A 25080-nucleotide genomic window follows, 5' to 3' on the forward strand; every position below is an offset into this window, starting at 1 on the left:
GCCGTCGCCGCGGCGCTCAACGGCCGACCCCGCAAGACACTCGGCTGGATGACCCCCGCCGAAGCCCTCGACGGACACCTACGCTCAGCTCAACAAGCCGGTGTTGCGAGGACCGGTTGAGTCCGGGATGTCCTTCCCTGTCCACTTCCCCGAGCCGGCCCGAGCAGGTCAGACCCGCGCCCCATCATGCGGAGCGGCCGGTCCCGGTGAGGCCGCCTCGGGGTTCGACCGCGGCGACTTTGTGCTCGTCGCCGGCACGCATCTCAACTCCTGCCTCATCCGGTTCGGCCAGAAGCTGCGGATCCGCGGCGCGGACGACCTGGCCAAGTACTTCTACTCCGATGCTCAGGCCGGGGCGGGAGAGGCCGACAGCACGGTCCGCACGAGCTCGGCCCGGGAACGGATCCCGAGCTTGCGGTAGGCGTTCGACAGGTGGTACTCGATGGTCTTCGGCGACAGGAACAGCTGGGCGCCTGCCTCGATGTTGGTCGCCCCGCCGGCGACGACGAGCGCCACCTGCAGCTCCTGCGGGGTGAGCTGCAGGGGCGCGGGCCCGCGGCGCGGTGCCGTCGGGGTGCCGGCCGGTCCGGTGGACGCGCGGGTCTCCCGGGCGCGCAGATCCGGACGCCGCCGTCCGGGTGTGCGCGTGCCCGCGGCCCGCAACTCGGCCTCGGCCCGCTCCACCCAGGCCGTCGCACCCAGGCGCGTGAACCCTCGCAGCGCACCTGCCAACGCCTCGCGTGCGGCGCCGAGCCGGCGGTGCCGTCGGAGGTACTCGCCCTGGTGCAGCCGCGTCCGCGCCTCCTCGAACGGCCGACCGGCCTCGGCGTGCCGGCGCAGCGCCTCCGTGAAGGCCGGTTCGGCGGCCTCGTCGTCGCCGAGGAGCAGGGCCGAGGAGCGGAGAACGATCGCGTCCGCCAGCGGCCGCCCCGGCGCCGCCGCCTCGCGTTCCAGCACCGCCAGCGCCCGTTGTGCCCGCTCCGGCGTCCCGGCGCGGACGTGCGCCTCGACGAGGTCGCCCGCCCAGTCGAGGAGCACCGGGCTGCCGAGGCCGTGCGCGAGGGCGAACTCGGCGGTCACGGTGAGGTGCGCCGCGGCGACCCGGGGGTGCCCGGCGCCCAGTTCGAGCAGGCCGAGCGCGTGCTCGGCGCGCGCCTCCACGATCCGCAACCCGGTCGCCGCGCCGAGCCGCAGCGCACGGGCGGCGTGCTCGCGGCAGGCGGCGTCCATCCCGAGGCCGGCCTCGATCGTCGCCAGCATCGCGAGTGCCTGGGGTTCCTCGGTCGCCCAGCCGGTCTCCTGCGCGAGCTCGACGGCGGCGTGGGCGTGGGTCAGCGCGGCCCTCCAGTCGCCGCCGCGCCAGCAGGCCGCCGCCAACCACGTCAGCAGGAACGGCAGCAGGCCGACGGCCCCCGACGAGCGGGTGCTGCGCACGCCGGCCTCCAGCCACCGACGCGCCGCCGCCGGCTCCTCGATCGACGCGTAGGTGTTCGCGGCGACGACCGGTAGCTGGTCGACGGCCAGCGGGTCCGCCGCGGCGAGCAGGGGTTCGCACGTGGTCAGCAGGGCGCGCGCCCCGGCGGAGTCGTTGGCCAGCGCCAGCGCGAGGGCGTGGACGAGCACCACCGGCAACCGTTCGACGTCCGGCAGGTCGGCGACGTCCCTGGCGGCCTGGGCCGCCGCGGCGAGGCCGAGCTGCTGGTCACCGATCGTCAGGCTCAGCAACGCCGCCTGACTGCGCATCGCCGCCGACCGCACGGGTTCGGCGGTGCGGGTCCGGTCGGCGAGGTGGAGCAGCTCGTCGCGCGCCTCGGTCGGCTGGCCGCTCCACATCTGCACGCGGCACTGCAGGTGGCAGGCCGTGGTGATCAGGGCCGGGTCGTCGGTCTCCACCAGGGCCAGGTCGAGCAGCGGGGTCGCCGCGGCGACGTTGCCGGCGGTCTGGGCGGTCAGCGCGGCCTCCAGCAGCCGCCGGATGCGGGCGGGCCCCGACGGGGTGAGCCGGGCCGCGCGCTCGAGCAGCGCCAGCGCGGTGACGTGGTTGTTGCGGGCGGCCGCGCTGCGAGCGGCGGCGGTGAGCTGCGCAGCTACGTCCTCGTCGGTCCCGGGGGTCGCCGCCGCCAGGTGGAAGGCCCGCCGCTCGCCGGCGCCCGGACCCTCGCGGCGCCCGTGCACGGCCGCGAGCGCCCGGTGCGCCGCGCGCTTCCGGCCGGGAGTGGCGGCGTGGTAGACCGCGCTGCGGATCAGGGGGTGGCGGAAGAGCGCGCCGGTGCCGCGCGAGCGGTCGTCGTGGTCGTCGCGGCCCAACAGGTCGGCGGCCTCGGCCGGCTCGAGGTCGCCGACGTCGAGCCCCTGCTCGGCGAGCGCCTCGGCGACGGCGTCGTCCGCGCTGCCGGCGACGGCCACCAGCAGCAGGGCCTGCCGCGTGGCATCGGGCAGCCCGGAGAGACGCCGCTCGTAGGCGCGCACGAGACGGGTGCTGAGCCGGACCGGCTCGACCGGTAGCGGGGACGCCCCGGCCACCGGCAGCTCGAGCAGCGCCAGGGGGTTCCCGGCGGTGGCCTCCCAGGTCGCACGGGACAGCGGCGACGTCGGTCCGAGCAGCTGCCGCGCGGCGGCGAGGTCGAGGCCGTCGACGGGCACCTCCGGCAGTGCCCCCAGCCAGCGCTCCACCGCGGGTGAGGTGTCGGCCCGCGACCGGGCCGTGAGCAGCACGGCGATCGGCTCGGCGCGCATCCGCCGCACCGAGAACACCAGCGCTTCCAGCGTCGGGAGGTCCAGGTTGTGCGCGTCGTCGACCGCGAGCAACAGGGGCCGCTCCTCGGCGGCCTGGGCGAGCAGGCCCAGCGTCGCCACCGCGACACCGAGCCGGTCGCCCGCCCCCGGACCGAGGTTCAGCGCCCCTTCGAGGGCGGCGGCCTGCGGCCCGGGCAGGGTCGCGATGCCGTCGAGCAGCGGGCCGAGCAGCAGCGAGAGCGCGGCGTACGGGATCTCGCTCTCGGCCTCGTGGCCCTCGGCGCGGATCACGCGGAACACATCGCCCACCGGATCGGCGAGCACCGCGTCGAGCAGCCGGGTCTTGCCGACGCCCGGGTCGCCGCGGATCGCCAGCGCCCGCGGTGCGCCGCCGGCCGCGTCCACGAGCGCCGCCCGTAGCCGGTCGCGCTCGGTGTCGCGGCCGACGAGGACGGTCACCGCGGCCATGCGGGAAGCCTAGTCAGACCGAGACATCCGCCAGGCGTCTTTTCGGCCGTACCGCGTCCGGCAGCCTCATCCGGCGAGCAGCGGGCGCAGCTTAGCGAGGCACCGGGCCCGGGTGGGGCCGATGCTGCCGATGGGGACGTCGAGTGCACGGGCGATGTCGGTGTACGAGTGCTCGTGGGCGTCGCTGAGGAGCGTCATCAGCTGCTGCTCCCGGGCCGACAGACGTTCGCGCACGGCCTCCCGCAGCGCCGCGATCTGTGCCCGCCGGATCGCCTGGTCCTCGGGCGCCTGCGGCGGGGCGCCGCGGAGCGTGACGTGTGCGGCCGAGACGGGCTCGCCGAGATGCTGCTCGACGACCGGGATCTCGCGCTTCGCCCGGTTCGCCGCCTTGAGGCACTCCCGGTGCAGGATGCTGCGCAGCCAGCCGGACAGCGCCGCCGGCTCGCGCAGCGCGGCCAGGTGGGTCACGGCGGACAACCACGTCTGCTGGACGGCGTCGTCGACGGTCGCGGCGTCCAGGCCGTAGCCGCGGCCGATCGCGTGCAGCCCGTCGTCGAAGCGCTCGACGACGGCCCGCCAGGCTCCGGGGCAGCCGGCCCGGGCGGCGTCGACGAGCCGGGCGAGAGGGACGTCCGCCGGACGGCGGCAGGCGGCGTGGTCGGTCGGGTGGTCGGAGATGGCGGCGACCTGGCTGCACGGCACTGTAGGGCCCTCCCGGCGGCGTTACGGATGGTGACAGCCACCGTAGGAAGGCCCATCTGGAGTCGTATCCAGGAAACCCCCGGTCGATCCGGGCCGGGGGAACCCCCGGGGTGCGCGCGCACCCCGGGGGTTCCCCTCGTCCGCTCAGCCGGGCCAGACCCAGTCGGCCACGTCCGGCGCGTCCTCGCCGTACTGGCGCGTGTGCCGCCGGCACCGCAGTCGCTCGTCCACCATGAACTGACGCAGCTCGGCGTGCTTCACCGCCAGCCCCGGCACCCGGTCGATCACGTCGATCACCAGGTGGAAGCGGTCGAGGTCGTTGAGCATCACCATGTCGAACGGCGTGGTGGTGGTGCCCTCCTCCTTGTAGCCGCGCACGTGGATGTTCGCGTGGTTGGCGCGCCGGTAGGTCAGGCGGTGGATCAGCCACGGGTAGCCGTGGTAGGCGAAGATCACCGGCCGGTCCGTGGTGAAGATCCCGTCGAACTCGGGGTGCGAGAGCCCGTGCGGGTGCTCCCGCTCGTCCTGCAGCCGCATGATGTCGACGACGTTGACCAGCCGGATCTTCAGCTCGGGCAGGTGCCGACGCAGCAGGCTCACCGCCGCGACGGCCTCCAAGGTGGGGACGTCGCCCGCGCAGCCGAGCACCACGTCGGGTTCCTCGTTGCCGCAGTTGCTCGCCCAGTCCCAGATGCCCAGGCCGCGTGTGCAGTGCGCGACCGCCTCGTCCATCGTCAGCCACTGCGGGCCCGGCTGCTTGCCGGCCACCACGACGTTGACGTAGTTCCGGGTGCGCAGGCAGTGGTCCATCGTCGACAGCAGAGTGTTCGCGTCCGGCGGCAGGTAGGCGCGCACGATCTGCGGCTTCTTGTTGAGCACGTGATCGATGAAGCCGGGGTCCTGGTGGGAGAACCCGTTGTGGTCCTGGCGCCAGACGTGGCTGGTGAGCAGGTAGGTCAGCGAGGCGATCGGGCGCCGCCACGGGATGTCGCGGCACGCGTCGAGCCACTTGGCGTGCTGGTTGAACATCGAGTCGACGAGGTGGATGAACGCCTCGTAGCAGTTGAACAGCCCGTGCCGCCCGGTGAGCAGGTAGCCCTCCAGCCAGCCTTGGCACAGGTGCTCCGACAGCACCTCCGTGACGCGGCCGACCTGGGAGACGCCCTCGTCGGTCGCCGCCGACTCGCCGACGAACTGCCGGTCCGTGGCCTCGAACACGGCCTGTAGGCGGTTCGACGCGGTCTCGTCCGGAGCCATCATCCGGAAGTTGTCCGGGTTCATGCGGATCACGTCGCGCAGCCACGTGCCGAGCACCGCGGTGGTGCCGACGGGGCCGGAGCCGGGCTCGGGGACGTCGACGGCGTAGTCCGTGAAATCGGGCAGCCGCAGGTCGCGCAGCAACTCGCCGCCGTTGGCGTGCGGGGTGGCGCTCATCCGCTTCGCGCCCCGCGGGGAGAGCGCGCGCAGCGCCGGGACCAACCGGCCCTCGCCGTCGAACAGCTCGTCCGGCCGGTACGACCGCAGCCACTGCTCCAGCTGGGCGCGGTGGGCGTCGTTGTCGCGGGTCTCCGACAGCGGCACCTGATGGGCGCGCCACGTGCCCTCGACGAGCTTGCCGTCCACCTCGTGCGGCCCGGTCCAGCCCTTCGGGGTGCGCAGGACGAGCATCGGCCAGCGGGGCCGGTCGACGCGCCCCTCGGCGTCGAACTGCTCCTTGGCGTCGGCGCGGATGCGGGCGATCTCGGCGACGATCTCGTCCAGCGTGGAGGCCATCCGCTCGTGGACGGCCATGGGGTCCTCGCTCTGCCCGTTCTCGTCGGCGAACCCGCCCTCCACCACGTACGGGCGGTGGCCGTGCCCTTCGAGCTGCCGGAGCAGCTCGTCCTGCGGGATCCGGGCCAGGACCGTCGAGTTGGCGATCTTGTAGCCGTTGAGGTGCAGGACCGGCAGCACGGTGCCGTCGTTGACCGGGTGCAGGAATTTGTTCGCCTGCCACGAGCCCGCCAACGGTCCCGTCTCGGCCTCGCCGTCGCCGATCACGCACGCCACGAGCAGGTCCGGGTTGTCGAACGCGGCACCGTAGGCGTGCGAGAGCGCGTAACCGAGCTCGCCGCCCTCGTGGATGGAGCCCGGGGTCTCCGGCGCGGCGTGGCTGGGGATGCCGCCGGGGAACGAGAACTGCCGGAAGAGCGCCTGCAGACCTTCGGCGTCGTCGGTGATGTGGGCGTACCGCTCGGTGTAGGTGCCCTCGAGGTACGCCGTCGCCACGACGCCCGGGCCCCCGTGTCCCGGCCCGGTGACGTAGAGAGCGTCGAGATCGTCGCGGACGATGACGCGGTTCAGGTGCGCCCAGAGGAAGGTCAGACCGGGGGTGGTGCCCCAGTGCCCCAGCAGCCGGGGCTTGATGTGCGCGGGGACGAGCGGTTCCCGCAGGAGCGGGTTGTCCATCAGGTAGATCTGCCCGACGGCCAGGTAGTTCGCGGCCCGCCACCAGGCGTCGAGCGCGCGCAGGTCGGTCCCGGACGGCGGTGCGGCCCCGCGGGGGGCGGTGGTGGACATGTCAGTACCGGACGGTCGACCGGTCCAGCTGCGCCCGGCCCGCCCGTGACCGGCTCGGGCACGACCGGCTGAGTGCACACACCGCGAGCAGTCGCAGGGTGAGCCAGTCGGCCTGCCGCCACCGGCCCGCCGCCTCGTTGCGCAGCTGCTTCGTCGACACGCCCGCGCGGGCGAGCAGGCCGCGCCCGTAGCCGGCGAGCAGCACGCGCTCGGTCAGCGCCGTGGAGCCGTAACCCGCGAGGACGCCGTCACGCACCGCGGCCGCGTGCTGGTCCACGGCGGCGGCCAGGCCGGGCATGACGGCTGCCACGGCTAGCCCGTCCGTGCCGAGCCGGGCACTGAGGGTGGACAGCCAGCGCCGCGCGCGCCACTCGGTCAGGGTGTCGACGGGTCCCACGCCGCCCATCGTAAGCGGGGGGTGAGCATCGCGGACCCCCGATAGGGGGGGTGCAGTAGTCCGAACGGCGTCGTCCCACGTCAGAAGTGGTCTGCCGGAACAAGACGACCCACCCGGGTCGCGCGTTGCGGACGTGACGCACCGGAGCCGGCGCGCGACGAGCCATGCCGACCAGGCGAGGCGGAGTCAGGCCCCGCGCAGGCGGTACTCGCCGCCGTGGCCCGCGACCTCGTGCAGGTCGTACAGGTGGACGATCTTCGGGCCGTCGTGCAGGTGGGTGTGCCGGACGACGGGTGGCGGCGGGTCGTCGGGCTCGCGGGTGTGCACCCGGCCGTCGAGTGGGCCGCCGACGAACCAGTACACGTCGCGGCCGTCGAGCTCGGTGCCCGACTCCGGCGGTGCCTCCCGCGAGGTGACCTCCTCCGGGCCGTCGGTCATGACCGATGTCCCGTCGGGCGTGCGATCGCCGGCGTCGTCTCGCCGGGCGCGGGGGCCGCCCCCGCGCCGTCGGTGTCCCGGGCGTTCACCCCTACACCGTACGACCGTGCACGCGAGCCGCACGTCGGAGCCCGGTGTAGCAGCCCGTCGTAGCACTGCGCGGAAAGACGCGGTGTGACGCCGGATCCGGCGGCGATACTGCCCAGGTGATCGGGAAGCGGCGCGATCCGGGCGGCCCGGCGGCGTCGGGCGGAGGGCTGCCGCGCGGGCTCGCCCTGCTGGTCGCCGGCGCCTTCTTCATGGAGATCCTCGACGGCACCGTCATCGCCCCCGCCGCACCGCTGATCGCCGCCGACCTGGGCATCCGGGCGGTCGACGTCAACATCGCGATCTCGGGCTACCTCGTCACCGTCGCGGTGCTCATCCCGATCAGCGGGTGGGCCGCCGAGAGGTTCGGCGCCCGCAGGGTGTTCGCCACCGCGATCACGGTGTTCACCCTCGCCTCGGCGGGCTGCGCGCTGGCTCCCGACCTGGCCACCCTCACCGCGACCCGGGTGCTGCAGGGCGTCGGCGGTGCGCTGATGGTGCCGGTCGGCCGGCTCGCCGTGCTGCGCGCCACGGCCAAGGCGGACCTGATCAAGGCGATCGCCTACCTGACCTGGCCCGCGCTGCTCGCCCCCGTGCTCGCGCCCGCGATCGGCGGGGTGCTGGCCGAGTACGCCTCCTGGCGCTGGATCTTCGTGCTCAACCTGCCCCTCGGGGTCGCGGGGCTGCTGCTCGTGCGCAGACTGGTGCCCGACCTGCGCCACGAGGGTGCGCCGCCGCGGCTGGACCGGCGCGGGTTCCTGTTCGTCGCGGCCGGCATCGCGGCGCTGATGGTCGCGGTCGAGAACGTCGGCGACGGCGCGATCGAGGTGCCGTTCGTCGCCGGGGGAGCGGTGCTGGCGCTCGTCCTGCTCACCGTCGCCGTCGTCCACCTGCTGCGGGCCTCGACCCCGTTGCTCGACCTGCGCATCCTGCGGATCGCGAGCTTCCGCGTGACGGCAGCGGGCGGTTCGGTGTACCGGATGGTGATCATCGCGATCCCGTTCCTGCTGCCGCTGATGTTCCAGCTCGGGTTCGGGTGGAACGCGGCGCAGGCCGGGTTGATCGTCATCGCGCTGTTCGCCGGCAACGTCGGCATCAAGCCGGTGACGACCCCGCTCATGCGTCGCTTCGGGATCCGGACGGTGCTGCTCGCCGCGATCCCGGCGTCGGTGATGTGCCTGCTGGGGATCGCCGCACTCACGCCGTCGACGCCGTTGCCGCTGCTGATCGCCCTGCTGGCGGTGAGCGGGGTGTTCCGGTCGATCGGCTTCTCGGCCTACAACAGCCTGGCGTTCGCCGACGTCGAGCCCGGCCGCATGACCCCGGCGAACACACTGATGACCACGGTGCAGGAGCTCGGCGGCGGCCTCGGCATCGCCGTCGGGGCACTGCTGCTGCGGCTGGGTGAGCCCGTGACCGCCGTGATCGGCCTGGCCGACAACGCCACGAGCCCCTACCGGGTGGCGTTCGTGCTGCTGGCGGTGCTGCTGCTCGTGCCGCTCGCCGGGGTCGTCGGCCTGTCGCGCTCGGCGGGGGAGGCGGTCACCGGCCGAGGATGACCGCCACGACGGGTGGACCGACCGGTTCGCCATCGCCGCGTCGGGTAGACAGGGCACATGACCGACCCCTCGGCACCCACGCCTGATCCGACCGAGCACGACCTCGAGCTCACCGTCAGCGCGTTGAAGGACGGCCCTGCCGCACTCGGGATCCAGGGCGCGCTCGTGGAGATCCGCCGGTGGCAGGAGCGCCTCGACGGCACGGACGCTCCGGCGCTGGAGGAGATCGGGGCCGCGCTGGCGGAGCTGCGCGGCGAGGTGGAGAGCGACGCCCCGGACGACGCGGTGATCACAGACCTGATGCGACGGCTCTCGACGATGACCCTGACCGCGGCGGCCGATCAGCCCGCGGGCAATCTGCGCAGCCGCCTGGAGGAGCTGGGGCATCTCCTGGGGGAAGGCGCAGCCGAGAACGGCTGAGCCGGCATCGGGGCCGGCCCTACGCCGAGCGCTCGGTCCCCATGGCGAGGGTCTCGTGCAGTCCGAGCGTGACCGTGAGGTCGAGGAGCGCAGCGGTGCGGGCGACGGCGCGGCCGGCACGAATGTGCAGCTGGATGCCCTGACGGCGGGCCTGACAACGGGCCCGGGTGAGGAGGCCGATCCCGGTGCAGTCGATGAACGAGACCTGTCGGAGGTCGACCACGACCGTCCGCCGGCCGCTGGCCAGGCCGGCGTCGAGCGCGCCGTCGAGCAGTGGCGCCGTGGAGAGGTCGACCTCGCCGTCGGCGTGCACCACGAACACCCCGCCCCGGTCGTCGACCGCGACGGCGAGTGGGGTGCCGGCTTCATCGAAATCGGCGTCGAAACCGCCGTCGAAATCGGCGTCGAAACCGGATTCGAGATCGCCGAGGTAAGTGGGGGAACGGTCGCGGGGCCCGCGCGGTGGCGGTAGCACGAGGCTCGGGCGATCGGGTCGACGAGACATCAGAGGAATTGAGAACACGGGCGACGACATCGCGGGCTCCTCCCGGGGCGGCCGGGCTTTCGGGGCACTCGACCACCGGACCGATGGTGTCGCCGAGCATACGGTTGATCACCGTTTGTCGGAGGTCGATCGATCGGGTGCAGTAAGGGGTGGTTGTACACACTTCAGGGTGGTGGTACCCCGAGGATTTCCGGGGTTTCTATCGGCTTCGGAAAATGGATTCAGGAAGGCAGTGTTCTGCTCAACGGATTGAGGGCAGCCCGGCACGTGATCCGACGAGTGGCCCGTTCGTCGGATAGGTTGCAACGAACGGGCCGCTCGTCCGCGGCCGGGACGAGGGGGACGGTGGACGGCGACGCCGAGTGGTGGCGGGACGCCGCGGTCCTGCAGATCTACCCCCGCTCCTTCGCCGACGCCGACGGTGACGGGGTCGGCGACCTCGACGGCGTCACCGCACGCCTGCCCTACCTCGCGGCGCTGGGCGTCGACGCGGTGTGGCTGACCCCGTTCCAGCGCTCCCCGCAGGCCGACCACGGCTACGACGTCAGCGACTACTGCGACGTCGACCCGCTCTTCGGCGACCTCGGCGCCCTGGACCGCCTGCTCGGGCTGGCACACGACCTCGGTCTGCGGGTGATCGTCGACCTCGTGCCGAACCACTGCTCGTCGGCGCACCCGCTGTTCGCCGCCGCGCTCGCGGCGGGACCGGGCAGCAGCGAACGGGCCCGCTTCCACTTCGCGCCGGGCCGCGGGCCCGACGGGGCAGAGCCCCCGAACAACTGGCCGAGCGTCTTCGGCGGCCCGGCGTGGACTCGGGTGCCCGACGGCGAGTGGTACCTGCACCTGTTCGCGCCCGAGCAACCCGACTGGAACTGGCGCGACCCGCGGACGCCGGCGTTCTTCGACGCCATCCTGCGGTTCTGGTTCGGCCGCGGCTGCGACGGGGTGCGCATCGACGTGGCGCACGGGCTGTTCAAGGCGCCGGGCCTGCCCGACCTGTCGCCTGCGGACCTGGCGGCCGCCACTCCGGGCCGCCTGCGTGCGGTCCCGCCCGCGTGCGACCAGGAGGAGGTGCACGCGCTCTACCGGCGCTGGCGGGAGCTGGCCGACTCGTACCACCCGGGACGCGCGCTCATCGGCGAGGTCAACCTCGACCCGGACCGCGCGGCCCGCTACACCCGCCCGGACGAACTGCACCAGGCCTTCGCGTTCGGCTTCCTCGCCGCGCCTTGGGACGCCGCAGCCTGGCGGGACGTCGGCGAGGAACTGCTGGCGGCACGGGTGCCGGGCGGTGGCGCGGTGACGTGGGTGGTCGAGAACCACGACGTCGTCCGCACCCCGACCCGTTACGCCCCCGGCGGTGCCGCCCGGGCGCGCGCCGCGCTGCTGGCCGTGCTCGGGCTGCCCGGCGGGGCCTACCTCTACCAGGGCCAGGAGCTGGGGCTGCCCGAGGTCGACGTCCCGGAGGCCGCGCGCCAGGACCCGGCCTGGGCGCGTAGCAGGCACTCGCGCGACGGCTGCCGCGTGCCGATCCCGTGGCGCCGCGACCCGGCCGGGACCCACGGCTTCTCCCCGGACAGCGGCGCACCGCCGTGGCTCCCCGTGCCGGAAGGCTGGGGTGCGTTCTCCGTCGAGGCCGCCGAGGCCGCCGAGGCCGCCGAGGCCGACCCCGCGCCGACGCTGCACCTGTGCCGCGCCGCCGTGGCGCTGCGGCGCCGGCTGCACGCCGAGAGTGTGCTCGGCGCGGACGACGACGTCGCCTGGGAGGTCGACGACGACGGGCGGCTGACGGCGCGCCGTGGGCGGTTCGCGGTGGTCGTCGCGATGGGCGACCAGGCGGTTCCCCTGCCCGACGGCGACGTTCTGCTCGCGAGCGCGCCACTCGACGCCGGTCGGCTCCCCGCGGACTCCGCCGCCTGGGTGCGGGCCCGGATGTAGCGAAAGCGGCTTTCGGTGCGTTGAGTGCACTCAACGCCGCTTTCGCTACATCCACGCCGGGACGCCTGACCCCGGAACGCTCAGCCGCCGACGTGCACCACCGGACGCCGGGTGACGTCCGGCTCGGCCTGGCGGAGCACCTCACGCGTCACCGGCGCCGTTTCGCCCTGGCCGAACAGGACGTAGCGCGCGAGGTGGGCCAGCGGGTTGCCCTCCGACCACTGGAAGTACAGGTGCGGGCGCAGCCCCGAGTCGTCGCGCAGCCGCAGCATGATCGCGGCCAGCGCGTTGGGCACCGCGGTGCTCTCCGCGCGCAGGACGCAGTAGTCGTCGACGGTCTCGCCCCGCACCAGGAGCTTCTTGGAGAACTCCGACGGATCGTTGACCGCGACCTCCACGAAGAGGATCTTGGCGTTCTCGGGGATCGGGTTCAGCGCCCGCTGCTCGGCCTCCTTCTCGCGGTACTCGTCGACGTCGCCGGCCTGGATCTTGTTGGCGATGACGTGCAGGTTGCCCGCGTCGTCGGCCTCGTCGATCATCCGGAGCGCGGCCTCGTCGAACTCGATGCCGTCGGCCCGCAGCTCCGTCGCCCGCGCCAGCCGCGACACGAACGAGATCGCGACGATGCCGGCGATGAACGCCAGGGAGATCACGATGCCGTCCGGCTTCTCGACGACGTTGTCGAAGAAGGCGTAAACCAGGATGAGCGTGACGAGCCCGAACCCGACCGTCCCCACCCGGCTGCCGCGCCGCCGTGCCGAGACCGTCACCGCGAACGCCGCGGACATCATCATCGCCAGGACCCCGGTGGCGTACGCGCCGGCCTGGGCGTCGACGTTCGCGTCGAACAGCCAGGTGATCAGCACGGCCACGCCGGTGAAGACGAGCACCACCGGCCGCACCGCCCGCGACCACTCCGGCGCCATGCCGTAGCCCGGCAGGTACCGCGGCACGATGTTGATCAGGCCGGCCATCGCGGACGCGCCGGCGAACCAGAGAATCAGGATCGAGCTGACGTCGTAGACGGTGCCGAAGGCGTTGCCGAGGAACATGTGGGCGAGGTACGCGAGCGCTCGCCCGTTCGCGGGGCCGCCCGGCGCCACCGCCTCCGGCGGCACGAAGATCGCGGTGACGAGCGTGGTGGCGATGAGGTAGCCGCTCATGATCAGGGCGGCGGTGGTGAGCAGCTTGCGGGTGTTGGCGATCCGGTTCTTCAGGTAGGTCTCGTCGTCGGTGTCGTCTTCACCGCCCTCGGCCCTGATCAGCGGCATCATCGACACGCCGGTCTCGAACCCGGAGAGCCCGAGCACCAGCAGCGGGAACGCCAGCACCGCCGCGAACGCGATCTGGTCGAGGCCGCCGACGGCGAAGAGCGCGTCGACCCAGCGCCCGACGTCGACCGGCTGGCCGATCGCGTGCACGGCGACCACGACCACGACCACGAGGTTCAGGGCCAGGAACACGGCCACCAGCGGCACCGCCACCCCGACGGCCTCGGAGAACCCGATCAGGAACACCGCGCCGAGAACGAGCAGCAGCCCGACGGTGACGACCACGGGGTGGCCGGCCATCCCGCGCGGTGCGAACGGGTTCTCGGCGAAGTGCGCGGTCGCGTCCGCCGCGGACAACGTGATCGTGATGATCCACGACGTGCAGACGAAGCCGAGCAGCGTCAGCACGAAGAACTTGCCCTTCCAGAAGGGCAGCAGCCGCTCCAGCATCGCCACCGAGCCCTGCCCGTACGGGCTCTCCGCCGCGACCCGCCGGTACATCGGCAGCATCCCGCAGAGCGTGAGCAGCACGATGAGCAGCGTGGCCAGCGGGGACACCGCACCGGCGGCCAGCGCGGCGATGCCGGGCAGGTAGCTCAACGTGGAGAAGTAGTCGACGCCGGTCAGGCACATCACCTTCCACCACGGGTGCTCGTCGTGGTGGTCGTGCTTGGCCGCCCGTCCCGGGACGGACTCGACGCGGTGATGGAGCAGCCACTGCCGCATTCCCCGACCGTTGGGGTGCGGCGCGGAGCCGTCGTGCTCGTCCCCGACTGCCGCCTGCTCGCCGACCGCGCTCATGCCGTTCCCTCCCCTCCACCCACGTCGTGCCGCAGCGACGCGTCCACGGGCCCGATCAGGATGCAGGACGGAACCTCCCGGCGCGCTGCACTGTCGGGAATGCACTGTTCCGCAGGTCGATGCCTCGGATCGGCTGACGCGCGGCCTGTGCCGGGCTACCCTCGGTACCGCCGGACTCGACCGGCGCCGGCAGCGCCGCTGATTCCATTCGCCGAGCCCGCGGAGGCACTCGCCATGGCACCGGCCACCCTGACGATCAACAGCCGCAACTACGGGTCGTGGTCCCTGCGCGGCTGGCTGCTCTGCCGGATGGCGGGCCTCGACTTCGTCGAGGAGGTCCTGCCCGCGGGCGATCCGGCCACGCGTGCGGAGCTGCTGCTGCTGTCGCCGTCGTTTCTCGTGCCCCGGCTCGAGCACGCGGGCGTGACGGTGTGGGACGCCTTAGCGATCGCCGAGTACCTGCAGGAGCGGTTCCCGCACGCGGGCCTCCTGCCCGAGGAGCCGGTCGCGCGCGCGCACTGCCGCTCGATCAGCTGCGAGGTGCACGGCGGGTTCGTGAACCTCCGTTCGGCACTGCCGATGAACATGACCGCCCGCCACTCCGGATTCCCGGTGTTCTCGGGCGCCAAGGCCGACATCGTCCGGATCACCGCGATCTGGCGCGACTGCCTGGGCAAGTCGGGCGGCCCCTTCCTGTTCGGCCGCCGCCCCACGATGGCCGACGCGATGTTCGCGCCGATCTGCTCACGGTTCGTCACCTACGACATCGCCGTCGACGCCACGTGCGCCGCCTACCGCGACGCGGTGCTCGCGCTGCCGGACGTCGCCGAATGGGCGGAGCTCGCCGCGGCCGAGCCGCAGGAGCTGCTGGAGCTCGAAGCCGAGTTCTGACACCCCGATCCCTCGGATGGGGGAGCAGTCGTTACAGTGCGTTCCCGCACCCGGCCCGTGACCCGCGCCGGTGCGCCGAGAGGGTGACTCGGGGCGAGGGGAACACACATGGGTCGACACCTGAAGCAGCGCCGGAGGCCGACGGTCGCACCCGGGGTGGTGCTCGGTTCGCTCCTCGTGGTGGGCGTGTCCGCGCTCGTCGCCGGACTGGCCCTGACGACACGTGACGGCAGCCCGGCGACCGTGGCGCAGTCGTGCCCGACGGCCCTGCGCGTGGTGACCGCGGCCTCGTTCGCCCCGGTGCTCGCCGGCGTCGCGCCGACGCTGGCCGAGGGAGCGGACTGCGTGCGGCTCGACGTGACCGTCGCCGACGGGCGGACCGCGGCGGGCCGTGTCGCGGAGCTGGCCGCGGACGTGTGGATCCCGGACGACGCGGGATGGGCGGGCAACCCCGGTCCCGCCCGGCTCGCCGCGGCGCCGGCGGCCGGGGCGGGGACGGTGCTCGCCGAGAGCCCCTTCTACCTCGTCACCGACCGGGCCACGGCTGCCCGGGTGATCGACGCCGGCGGCGGGTGGCTGGGCCTGGCGAAGCTGGTGACCGGTCCGGCCGCCGACCCGGTGCGGCTCGCGGTGCGCGACCCTGCGGCGTCGGGCGACGGCATGCTCGGCGCGGGGGCGTTCGGGGAGGCGGTCTGGGTGGAGTCCGGGATGGACGCCTCCGCCGAGGCGCTCGCCGCCGCTCTGCCGCGCACCCGCACGCTCGACGGCGACGCCGCCGCGCTCCCGGAGACGTCCGGCGAGGTGGGGCTGGTGCCCGAGTACGCCCTGCTCCCGGTGTCGGCGAAGGTGCGCGACGAGGGGGCTGCGGTGCTGGCCCCGCGCGACCACACCGCGGCCCTGCGCTACAGCTGGCTGCCCGGCGCGGCAGCGGCCGCCGATCCGGTTCGGGCTGCGGCGCTGGACCGGGTGGCCGCCGCGCTCACCGGGCCTGCGGGCGACGGACCACTGGCGCAGGCCGGCCTGCGCCGTCCCGGCGGCGGTCCCCCGTCGGGAGCCGAGGGGCTGCCGGCCGTGCACGCGCCGTTGTTCGACGTGCTGGGCCCGCACCACGTCGACCACGTGCTCGCCAGCTGGTACGCCGCCGACCGCCGGTCCGACGTGCTCGTGGCCGTCGACGTCTCCGGCTCGATGCAGGCCCGGGCGCCCGGCTCCGACCGGAAGCTGATCGACGTCGTCCGCGACGGCATCGGCGGGCTCGCCTCGCTGCTCCCCGACGACTCGCAGCTCACGCTGTGGCGGTTCGGGAGCAGGCTGGACGGCGAGCGGGACTTCGATCCGGTGCTGCGCGGCACGACGCTCGACGGCGAGGGCCGCGCGGCCGTGTCACGGGCCGTCAGGGAGCTCGACCCCCTGGACACGGGCACCGGCCTGCACGACACGATCCTCGCGGCGTACGAGGCAGCCCGGGACTCGGCCCGCCCGGACGTGCCCAGCCACGTCGTCGTGTTCACGGACGGCCGCAACGAGGCCGACCAGCCCACGATCAGCCTCGAGCAGCTCGGGCAACGGCTGGTGGCGGCGAAGGACCCGCAGCGGCCGGTCGAACTCACCGTGGTCGCGTTCGGCGGTCAGCCGCAGGCTCCCGAGATCAAGGCGCTGGCGAAGGCTCTCGAGCCGGTCGACGGCTACCTCGACGCGTTACGGACCGCGGACGAGGTCAAGGCGGCGTTCATCCACGCCGCCGCGGGCGGCATCCACGAGTGACCGTGCCGGTCCGTCAGCTGTTCGCGGCGATGAAGCTGCGCACCACGGGATAGACCTGACCCGCCCAACGCCGCCCGCTGAACACGCCGAAGTGCCCGACGCCGGCCTGCAGGTGGTGCCTGCGGCGGTACGCAGGGATGCGGGTGCACAGATCGTGCGCGGCCATGGTCTGGCCGGGACCGCAGATGTCGTCGCGCTCGCCCTCGATCGTCAGCAGGCCGGTGCGGGTGATCCGCTCGGGATGCACCCGGCGGCCGCGCCACGTGTACTCCCCGCGGGCGAGCCGGTTGCCCTGGAAGATGTGCGCGATCGTGTCGAGGTAGACCTCGGCGGGCAGGTCGGAGACGGCGAGGTACTCGTCGTAGAAGTCGCGGGTGGAACGGGCCTGCACCTCGTCGCTCGCGACCAGCGCCTCAATCAGGCCGAGATGCGCGTCGACGTGCCGCTTCGGGTTCATCGCGACGAACCCGGCGAGCTGCATGAACCCCGGGTAGACGAGGCGGCCGGCGCCGTCGTACGGCGGGGGGACCGGGGTGACCACGGTGTGGCGGAACCAGTCGGGCGGACCGGAGCGGGCCAGGGTGTTCACCGAGGTCGGGCTGAGCTCGACGTCGACCGGGCCGGCCACCAGGGTCATGCTCGCCGGCTGGGCCACGTTGCGGTCTTCGGCCAGCACCGCGACCGCGGCCAGCACGGGGACGCACGGCTGGCAGACCGCGAGGACGTGCGAGCGAGGTCCGAGGACCTGCAGGAAATCGACGACGTGGTCGACGAGCTCGTCGAGCCCGAACGGGCCGTGCTCGACGCCGACGTCGCGGGCGTTGTGCCAGTCGGTGATGTGAACGTCGTGGTCCGGCAGCATCGTGCGCACGGTGTCGGTCAGCATGGTCGCGAAGTGGCCCGACAACGGCGCAACCAGGAGCACGCGCGGCTGCGGCGGCGCGCCCTCGGGCAGGTCCTTCGCGAAGCGCAGCAGCGTGCAGAACGGCGTGCGCGCCACGATCTCCTCGTGCACGGCGACCACCTGCGCACCCGCGGGCGTCTCGACACCGATCTTGTCGATGGCGAAGGGAAGCCGTTCGTGGGTGATCGCGCTGTCGACGAAGACCTGGTGGGCCGCGCGGAGGCGCCGGACCGCGTCCAGGTCTCCGAAGGGCGACGGGAGCAGGTCCATGGTCTCCAACGCGACGCGCGATGCGGCACGCGCCCCGTCGAGCGTGAGGCGCTGTGCTTCATAGGCGGCATACAGCATGCGGACTCCCCGTACCGGCCGCAGACCGCCGTCGAGCGGTGCACGGCGACGTCGGCGATCACACGATAACCCGCGCGGCGGTCCCGCGTCCGTGCTCGTCGACAGTATGTGCAAGGGATTGCGCTGGGTGATGGTTGTCTCATCACGGATCTGACCGGTCGGCCGTCGCGGACACGGGCCGGACGGGTGTCCCATGAGGTGATGCAGGACTTGACGACCGACACCCGCCCTTCCCCGCGCGTGACGGACAGTGACGACGTCGTGGCCGGGCTCCCGCGTGTAGCGGTCGGCGTAGGGGCGCTGTCCCGGGCCGCGGTGGTCGCCGTCGCCCGCGACGGCGCGGGTGTGGAGCTGACGGCCGAGGCGGAAGACGCCGTCCGCGCCAGCCGGAAGGTGGTGGAGGCGCTGGCCGACGATCCGGTGCCGCACTACGGCGTGTCCACCGGATTCGGCGCGCTGGCCAACCGGCACATCCCGGCGGGCCTGCGGGCCGAGCTGCAGCGCAGCCTGGTGCGCTCGCACGCGGCGGGCTCGGGCCCTGAGGTCGAGCGGGAGGTCGTGCGAGCCATGCAGCTGCTGCGGCTCTCGACCCTCGCGACCGGTCGGACGGGCGTCCGGCTCGGCACCGCCCGCGGCTACGCGGCGCTGCTCACGGCCGGGATCATGCCCGTCGTCGCCGAGTACGGCTCCCTCGGCTGCTCGGGCGACCTGGCACCGCTGGCCGCCTGTGCACTGGCGTTGACCGGCGAGGGCCTAGTGCGCGACGTCGACGGCGTGCGCCGGCCGGCCGCGGAGGCGCTGGCCACGGCCGGGATCGAGCCGGTGACGCTGCGCGAGAAGGAGGGGCTCGCGCTGATCAACGGCACCGACGGCATGCTCGGGATGCTGGTGCTGGCCTGCCACGACCTGGAGATGCTGCTGCGCACCGCGGACATCACCGCCGCGATGAGCGTGGAGGCCCTGCTCGGTACGGACGCCGTGTTCGCCGCGGACCTGCAGGCGCTGCGCCCGCACCCCGGTCAGGCCGCGAGCGCCGCGAACCTCCGGGCGCTGCTCGCCGGCTCCGGGGTGGTCGCCAGCCACCGCCATCCGGGCTGCACCCGCGTCCAGGACGCCTATTCGCTGCGCTGCTCCCCGCAGGTGCACGGCGCCGTCCGCGACACCGTGGCGCACGCCGTGACGGTCGCGGAGCGTGAGCTCGCCGCCGCCGTCGACAACCCGGTGGTGCTGCCCGACGGGCGGGTGGAGAGCAACGGCAACTTCCACGGCGCACCCGTGGCCTACGTGCTGGACTTCCTCGCAATCGCGGTCGCGGATCTCGCGGGGATCAGCGAACGGCGCACGGACCGTCACCTCGACGTCGCCCGCAGCCACGGTCTGCCGGCCTTCCTCGCCGACGACGCCGGCGTCGACTCCGGCTACATGATCGCCCAGTACACGCAGGCCGCGCTGGTGTCCGAGCTCAAGCGGCTCGCTGTGCCGGCGTCGGTCGACTCGATACCGTCGTCGGCCATGCAGGAAGACCACGTGTCCATGGGCTGGTCCGCGGCTCGCAAGTTGCGGAGGGCGGTCGACGGGCTGACCCGGGTCATCGCGATCGAGCTGCTCACCGCCGCCCGCTCGCTGGACCTGCGCCGCCCGCTGGAGCCCGCGCCCGCGACGGCGGCCGTCCGGGCGGCGCTGCGCGGCACCGTGCCGGGGCCGGGTCCGGATCGGCATCTCGGCCCGGAGATCGACGCCGCCGTCGAGGTCGTCGCCTCGCGCCAGGCGCTGGCCGCCGCCGAGTCCGTCCTCGGGCCGCTGTCGTGAAGGGGTCCCGGCCCGTACGCGCGGCACGGGGGACCACGCTCACGGCGCGGTCGTGGCAGACCGAGGCCCCGCTGCGGATGCTCCAGAACAACCTCGACCCGGACGTGGCCGAGCGGCCCGACGACCTGGTCGTCTACGGCGGGACGGGGCGCGCGGCGCGCGACTGGGCGTCGTTCGACGCGCTCGTGCGCTCGCTGACGACCCTGGAGTCGGACGAGACGCTGCTCGTGCAGTCCGGGCGCCCGATCGGGGTGCTGCGGACGCACGAGTGGGCGCCGCGCGTGCTGATCGCGAACTCGAACCTCGTCGGCGACTGGGCGAACTGGCCGGAGTTCCGGCGCCTGGAGCGGCTCGGGCTGACGATGTACGGGCAGATGACCGCGGGATCGTGGATCTACATCGGGACGCAGGGGATCCTGCAGGGCACCTACGAGACGTTCGCCGCCGTCGCGGACAAGCGGTTCGGCGGGAGCCTGCGGGGCACGCTGACCGTCACCGGCGGGTGCGGCGGCATGGGTGGCGCGCAGCCGCTGGCGGTGACGCTCAACGGCGGGGTGTGCCTGGTCGTCGACGTGTCGGAGTGGCGGCTGCGGCGGCGGGTGGAGACGCGGTACCTCGACGAGCTGGCTTCCGATCTCGACGTCGCCGTCGAGCGGTGCCTGCGCGCGAAGGCCGCGGGGGAGGCGGTGTCGGTCGGGCTGGTCGGCAACTGCGCGTCCGTGCTGCCTGAGCTGTTGCGCCGGGGGGTCGAGATCGATGTGGTCACCGACCAGACCTCGGCGCACGACCCGCTGGCGTATCTGCCCGACGGCGTCGACGAGGGCGACTGGGACGACTACGCCCGCACCAAGCCCGACGAGTTCACCGACCGGGCGCGGGAGTCGATGGCCCGGCACGTCGAGGCGATGGTCGGGTTCCTCGACGGCGGCGCCGAGGTGTTCGACTACGGCAACTCGATCCGCGACGAGGCCCGCCAGGGCGGCTACGACCGGGCGTTCGCCTTCCCCGGCTTCGTCCCGGCCTACATCCGGCCCTTGTTCTGCGCAGGGAAGGGGCCGTTCCGGTGGGCGGCGCTCTCCGGCGATCCGGCGGACATCGCGGTGACCGACGACGCCGTGCTCGAGCTGTTCCCCGACGACGACAAGCTGCAGCGCTGGATCCGGGCGGCGCGGGAGAAGGTGGCGTTCCAGGGTCTGCCGGCGCGGATCTGCTGGCTGGGGCACGGCGACCGCGACCGCGCCGGGCTGCGGTTCAACGAGCTCGTCGCCTCGGGGGCGATCACGGCGCCGATCGTGATCGGCCGCGACCACCTCGACGCCGGGTCGGTCGCGTCGCCGTACCGGGAGACCGAGGCGATGGCCGACGGTTCCGACGCGATCGCCGACTGGCCGCTGCTCAATGCGCTGGTCAACACGGCGTCGGGGGCGACCTGGGTGTCGATCCACCACGGCGGCGGGGTCGGCATGGGCCGGTCGATCCACGCGGGCCAGGTGAGCGTGGCGGACGGGACGGCGCTGGCGGCGGAGAAGCTCGCACGGGTGCTGGCCAACGACCCGGCGATGGGGGTGCTGCGGCACGTAGACGCGGGCTACCCGGAGGCCGAGGCGGCGGCGGAGGAGGGGGGCCTGCGGGTGCCGATGACGGAGCACGGGAACCTGTGACGCGTGCCCGATCCCGCTGATCCTGCGCGCCGGGGATTGCAGCATGGTGGCTTTGCTGCACTCCCACCGCAGCAAAGCCACCATGCTGCGGTCCCGGTCGCCCACGCCGAGGCCGGCTTCGACCGCATGTGGGCCGACCTCGCGCCCCTCGGGCGGCACCCCGGCACGGGTGGCTACCGCCGCTTCGCCTGGACCCGCGAGGACGCCGACCTGCGGGAGTGGTTCGCGGGCGAGGTGGCCGCGCGGGGGATGGAGCTGGTCGACGACCGGGCCGGCAACCTCTGGGCCTGGTGGGGCGACCCGGATCGGGACGGTCCGGGCGTCGTCCTGGGTTCGCACCTCGACTCGGTGCCCGACGGCGGCGCCTTCGACGGCCCGCTCGGCGTCGTGTCCGCCCTGGCCGCGGTCGACGCCCTGCGGGCCCGCGGGTTGCGGCCGGCCCGCCCGCTGGCGGTCGCCGTGTTCGGCGACGAGGAGGGCGCCCGGTTCGGCGTCGCGTGTGCCGGATCGCGCCTGCTCACCGGGGCGATGACGCCCGACCGGGCCCGCGGGCTGACCGACGGCGACGGCGTGAGCATGGCCGAGGCGCTGACCCGCGCCGGCCGCGACCCCGGGCACGTCGGCCGCGACGAGGAGACGCTGCGCCGGGTCGGGGTGTTCGTCGAGCTGCACGTCGAACAGGGCCGGGGGCTCGATCAGTTGGACCGCGCCGTGGCCGTCGGCACCGGGATCTGGCCGCACGGCCGCTGGCGCATCGACCTGCCGGGCGAGGCCAACCACGCGGGCACCACCGCGCTCGACGACCGGCACGACCCGATGGTCACCTTCGCCTCCGTGGTACTCGCCGCCCGCGGCGCCGCGGCCTGGCACGATGCCCTGGCCACCTGCGGGAAGGTCGCGGTCGTGCCCAACGGCGTCAACGCGGTGCCGTCGGCCGTCACCGCATGGCTCGACGCCCGCGCACCCCGTGCGGACGCGGCCCGGGCCGTCGTTGAGGAGGTCGCAGGGGTGGTCGAGGTGCACGGAGGGACCGTCACGGTGGAGTCGTGGACGGACCGGACCAGCTTCGACGCGCCACTCGCCGCCCGCCTCGCCGCGTTGCTCGGCCCGCCCGGGAGCCCGGCACCGCGGCTCGCGACGGGCGCCGGGCACGACGCCGGCATCCTCGCGGCGGCGGGCGTGCCGACGGCGATGCTGTTCGTCCGCAACCCGACCGGTGTCTCCCACGCGCCGACCGAGCACGCCGAGCGCGCCGACTGCCACGCCGGCGTGGCGGCGCTCGCCGAAGTCGCCGCCGACCTGAGCGGCGACCTCGCCGCTGCCGAGCCCGCCCCGTGAGGTTCTGGGCGGCGCACGCGCTGCTCCCGGGCGGCCCGGCCACCGACGTCACGTTCGTGGTCGCACCCGACTCCGCCGGGGTCGACCGGTTCACCGCCGTCACCCCCGGCACCGCGCCCGGCGACGCGACCCGGCTTCCGGGCGTCGTGCTTCCCGGCTTCGCCGACGTCCACTCCCACGCTTTCCACCGCGCCCTCCGGGGCCGCACGCATGATCACGGGGGCACGTTCTGGACCTGGCGCGAGCGGATGTACGCCGTCGCCGCCCGGCTCGACCCCGACTCCTACCTCGCGCTGGCCCGCGCCGCCTTCGCCGAGCGCGCACTCGCGGGCGTCACCGCCGTCGGCGAGTTCCACTACCTCCACCACGGGGCCGACGGCCGTCCCTACGCCGACCCCAACGCCATGGGCCACGCGCTGGCCCGGGCCGCCAAGGAGGCCGGCGTCCGGCTCACGCTCCTCGACACCTGTTACCTGACCGCGGACGTCGACGGCAGCCCGGTCGAGGGCGTCCAGCGACGGTTCTCCGACGGAAGCGTGCAGGCGTGGGCCGAACGGGTCGCCGCGCTGCGCGACGGACCGGGGCTGCAGATCGGGGTGGCCGCGCACTCGGTGCGGGCGGTGCCGCGGGCGGCGCTGCCGGTCGTCGCGGCGGTGGCAGACGGACGCCCCCTGCACGTCCACCTGTCCGAGCAGCCCGCCGAGAACGCCGCCTGCCTCGCGGCGCACCGGCTCACCCCCACCGGCCTGCTCGCCGCCGAAGGCCTGCTCGGCCCCGCCACGACGGCCGTCCACGCGACCCACCTGGCCGCCGCCGACGTCGCACTGCTCGTCGGCAGCGGCACCACCGTCTGCCTGTGCCCGACGACGGAAGCCGACCTCGCCGACGGCATCGGCCCCGCCCGGGCCCTGCGTGACGCGGGGTGTCCGCTCGCGCTCGGCGGCGACCAGCACGCCCTCTCCGATCCCTTCGCCGAGGCGCGGGGGCTGGAGATGCACGAGCGGCTGGCGACGGGGGAGCGCGGCCGCTTCAGCCCTGCGGCACTGCTCGACGCGCTGACGGCGCACGGGGCGATCGGCCGGCCCGACGCCGGTCGGCTGGAGCCCGGGGCGCCCGCCGACCTGGTGGCCATCCGGCTCGACACCCCCCGCACGGCAGGCAGCGACCCGGCCCAGGTGGTGCTCACCGCGAGCGGCGCGGACGTCGACACGGTGGTGGTCGAGGGCCGCGTCGTCGTCAGCGGTGGCCGGCACGTGCTCGGCGACGTCGGCGCGATGCTGCAGGCCGCCATCGAGCCCTTGTGGGAGGACCCGTGAGCAGCGTCGTCGTCACCGCCATCGGTGAGCTCACCACCCACGATCCCGAGCTCGGCACCCTGCACGGCGCTGCCGTCGTCGCCGAGGCCGGGGCGATCACCTGGGTCGGCCCGGCCGCGCACGCGCCCGCCGCCGACCGTCGGATCGACGTCGGCGGCCGCGCCGTCGTGCCCGGGTTCGTCGACTCGCACACCCACCTCGTGTTCGCCGGCGACCGCGCCGCCGAGTTCGCCGCCCGGATGCGTGGCGAGCGCTACGACGGCGGCGGGATCGCTTCGACCGTCGCCGGCACCCGCGCCGCCGACGACGCGACGCTGCGCGCCCTGCTCGCCGCCCGGGTCGCCGAGTGCCGCGCCCAGGGCACGACGACCGTCGAGATCAAGAGCGGCTACGGGCTCACCGTCGCCGACGAGGAGCGCGCGCTGCGCCTGGCCTCCGAGGTGACGTCCGAGGTGACATTCCTCGGGGCGCACGTCGTGCCCGCAGGCGCCGCCCGCGACGACTACGTCGCGCTGGTCACCGGCCCGATGCTCGCCGCCTGCGCGCGGCACGCACGGTGGATCGACGTGTTCTGCGAGCCCGCAAGCCCGCACGCCTTCGACGGCGACGAGGCCCGCGCGGTCCTCGATGCCGGCCGTACCGCGGGCCTGGAGTTGCGGGTGCACGGCAACCAGCTCGGCCCCGGCCCCGGCGTCGCGCTGGCTGTCGAGCTGGGCGCGGCGAGCGTCGACCACTGCACCTACCTGACCGACGCCGATGTCGACGCGCTCGCGGGCGGCGACACCGTCGCCACCCTGCTGCCCGGCGTCGAGTTCTCCACCCGCTCGCCCTACCCGGACGCCCGCCGGTTGCTCGACGCCGGCGTCGCGGTGGCGCTTGCGTCGGACTGCAACCCGGGTACGTGCGCCTCGTCGTCGATCCCGCTGATGATCGCGCTGGCGGTCCGGGAGATGGACCTGACGCCGGCCGAGGCGCTGTACGCGGCCACCGCGGGCGCGGCGCGGGCGCTGCGGCGCACGGACGTCGGTGTGCTCGCACCCGGGAACCGCGCCGACCTCACGGTGATCGACGCCCCGAGCCACCTGCACCTCGCGTACCGCCCGGGCGTCCCGCTCGCCCACGCCCTCGACCTGATGCCCGACGCCCGCCGATGACCGGCGGGGAGTGC

The 25080-nt window shown here is 74.1% G+C and carries 19 protein-coding genes; 11 read left to right on the forward strand and 8 right to left on the reverse strand.

Going from position 1 to position 25080, the window contains the following annotated elements; genetic code table 11:
* Positions 1-127 precede the first annotated feature (127 nt).
* Positions 128-421: a hypothetical protein gene (locus RM445_RS20045; RefSeq protein WP_311558293.1), complete on the forward strand. Its 294-nt coding sequence runs from the start codon at positions 128-130 to the stop codon at positions 419-421.
* Here RM445_RS20045 and RM445_RS20050 read toward each other — a convergent pair.
* From RM445_RS20050 to RM445_RS20070, 5 genes are all read right to left on the reverse strand, one after another.
* A complete protein-coding gene (locus RM445_RS20050) occupies positions 346-3204 on the reverse strand; it encodes a helix-turn-helix transcriptional regulator (protein ID WP_311558294.1) in 2859 nt (952 codons plus the stop codon). The genes RM445_RS20045 and RM445_RS20050 overlap by 76 nt on opposite strands.
* 66 nt (positions 3205-3270) lie before the next feature.
* A complete protein-coding gene (locus tag RM445_RS20055; RefSeq protein WP_311558295.1) occupies positions 3271-3906 on the reverse strand; it encodes an RNA polymerase sigma factor in 636 nt (211 codons plus the stop codon).
* 144 nt (positions 3907-4050) lie between these two features.
* Positions 4051-6465, reverse strand: coding sequence for a phosphoketolase family protein (locus RM445_RS20060; RefSeq protein ID WP_311558296.1), 2415 nt, complete (start codon positions 6463-6465; stop codon positions 4051-4053).
* Between the two features lies 1 nt (position 6466).
* The gene (locus tag RM445_RS20065) at positions 6467-6862 is read right to left on the reverse strand and encodes a DUF6401 family natural product biosynthesis protein (RefSeq protein ID WP_311558297.1); all 396 of its coding nucleotides are present in this window, start codon (positions 6860-6862) and stop codon (positions 6467-6469) included.
* Between the two features lie 186 nt (positions 6863-7048).
* Positions 7049-7300: a hypothetical protein gene (locus tag RM445_RS20070; protein WP_311558298.1), complete on the reverse strand. Its 252-nt coding sequence runs from the start codon at positions 7298-7300 to the stop codon at positions 7049-7051.
* 206 nt (positions 7301-7506) lie between these two features.
* Between RM445_RS20070 and RM445_RS20075 the strand changes: the two genes are divergently transcribed.
* Both RM445_RS20075 and RM445_RS20080 read left to right on the forward strand, forming a co-directional pair.
* Positions 7507-8946 (forward strand): MFS transporter, encoded by a 1440-nt coding sequence (locus RM445_RS20075; RefSeq protein ID WP_311558301.1) that lies wholly within the window; start codon positions 7507-7509, stop codon positions 8944-8946.
* Positions 8947-9003: 57 nt separating this feature from the next.
* The gene (locus RM445_RS20080; protein ID WP_311558303.1) at positions 9004-9366 is read left to right on the forward strand and encodes a hypothetical protein; all 363 of its coding nucleotides are present in this window, start codon (positions 9004-9006) and stop codon (positions 9364-9366) included.
* Between the two features lie 19 nt (positions 9367-9385).
* On the opposite strand, the gene RM445_RS20085 is transcribed toward RM445_RS20080, so the two are convergent.
* Positions 9386-9841: an STAS domain-containing protein gene (locus RM445_RS20085; RefSeq protein ID WP_311558304.1), complete on the reverse strand. Its 456-nt coding sequence runs from the start codon at positions 9839-9841 to the stop codon at positions 9386-9388.
* A gap of 375 nt (positions 9842-10216) precedes the next feature.
* On the opposite strand from RM445_RS20085, the gene RM445_RS20090 reads away from it, so the two are divergent.
* Positions 10217-11809 carry an alpha-amylase family glycosyl hydrolase gene (locus RM445_RS20090; protein ID WP_311558305.1) on the forward strand — a complete coding sequence of 531 codons (1593 nt, stop codon included), beginning with the start codon at positions 10217-10219 and terminating at the stop codon, positions 11807-11809.
* A gap of 80 nt (positions 11810-11889) precedes the next feature.
* Here RM445_RS20090 and RM445_RS20095 read toward each other — a convergent pair whose 3' ends face one another.
* The gene (locus tag RM445_RS20095) at positions 11890-13881 is read right to left on the reverse strand and encodes an APC family permease (protein ID WP_311558306.1); all 1992 of its coding nucleotides are present in this window, start codon (positions 13879-13881) and stop codon (positions 11890-11892) included.
* Between the two features lie 234 nt (positions 13882-14115).
* Between RM445_RS20095 and RM445_RS20100 the strand changes: the two genes are divergently transcribed.
* Positions 14116-14772, forward strand: a complete 657-nt coding sequence (locus tag RM445_RS20100; protein WP_311558307.1) for a glutathione S-transferase family protein — start codon at positions 14116-14118, stop codon at positions 14770-14772.
* Positions 14773-14880: 108 nt separating this feature from the next.
* Positions 14881-16536 (forward strand): VWA domain-containing protein, encoded by a 1656-nt coding sequence (locus RM445_RS20105; RefSeq protein WP_311558308.1) that lies wholly within the window; start codon positions 14881-14883, stop codon positions 16534-16536.
* Positions 16537-16549: 13 nt separating this feature from the next.
* On the opposite strand, the gene RM445_RS20110 is transcribed toward RM445_RS20105, so the two are convergent.
* The gene (locus tag RM445_RS20110; RefSeq protein ID WP_311558309.1) at positions 16550-17788 is read right to left on the reverse strand and encodes a polyhydroxyalkanoate depolymerase; all 1239 of its coding nucleotides are present in this window, start codon (positions 17786-17788) and stop codon (positions 16550-16552) included.
* Positions 17789-18028: 240 nt separating this feature from the next.
* Between RM445_RS20110 and hutH the strand changes: the two genes are divergently transcribed.
* The 5 genes from hutH to hutI all read left to right on the forward strand — a co-directional run bounded on the left by hutH (position 18029) and on the right by hutI (position 25066).
* Complete coding sequence (hutH, locus tag RM445_RS20115) at positions 18029-19597, forward strand: histidine ammonia-lyase (RefSeq protein ID WP_397469375.1); 1569 nt, start codon at positions 18029-18031, stop codon at positions 19595-19597.
* A complete protein-coding gene (hutU, locus tag RM445_RS20120) occupies positions 19594-21258 on the forward strand; it encodes a urocanate hydratase (RefSeq protein WP_311558310.1) in 1665 nt (554 codons plus the stop codon). Before hutH ends, hutU begins: the two co-directional genes overlap by 4 nt.
* Before the next feature lie 126 nt (positions 21259-21384).
* Positions 21385-22596 carry an allantoate amidohydrolase gene (locus RM445_RS20125; RefSeq protein WP_311558489.1) on the forward strand — a complete coding sequence of 404 codons (1212 nt, stop codon included), beginning with the start codon at positions 21385-21387 and terminating at the stop codon, positions 22594-22596.
* Positions 22593-23912 (forward strand): formimidoylglutamate deiminase, encoded by a 1320-nt coding sequence (locus RM445_RS20130; protein ID WP_311558311.1) that lies wholly within the window; start codon positions 22593-22595, stop codon positions 23910-23912. The genes RM445_RS20125 and RM445_RS20130 overlap by 4 nt, the downstream gene beginning before the upstream one ends.
* Positions 23909-25066: an imidazolonepropionase gene (gene hutI, locus RM445_RS20135; RefSeq protein ID WP_311558312.1), complete on the forward strand. Its 1158-nt coding sequence runs from the start codon at positions 23909-23911 to the stop codon at positions 25064-25066. Before RM445_RS20130 ends, hutI begins: the two co-directional genes overlap by 4 nt.
* Positions 25067-25080 lie beyond the last annotated feature (14 nt).

The sequence above is a fragment of the Pseudonocardia charpentierae genome (assembly GCF_031845345.1).
Lineage (GTDB): Bacteria > Actinomycetota > Actinomycetes > Mycobacteriales > Pseudonocardiaceae > Pseudonocardia > Pseudonocardia charpentierae.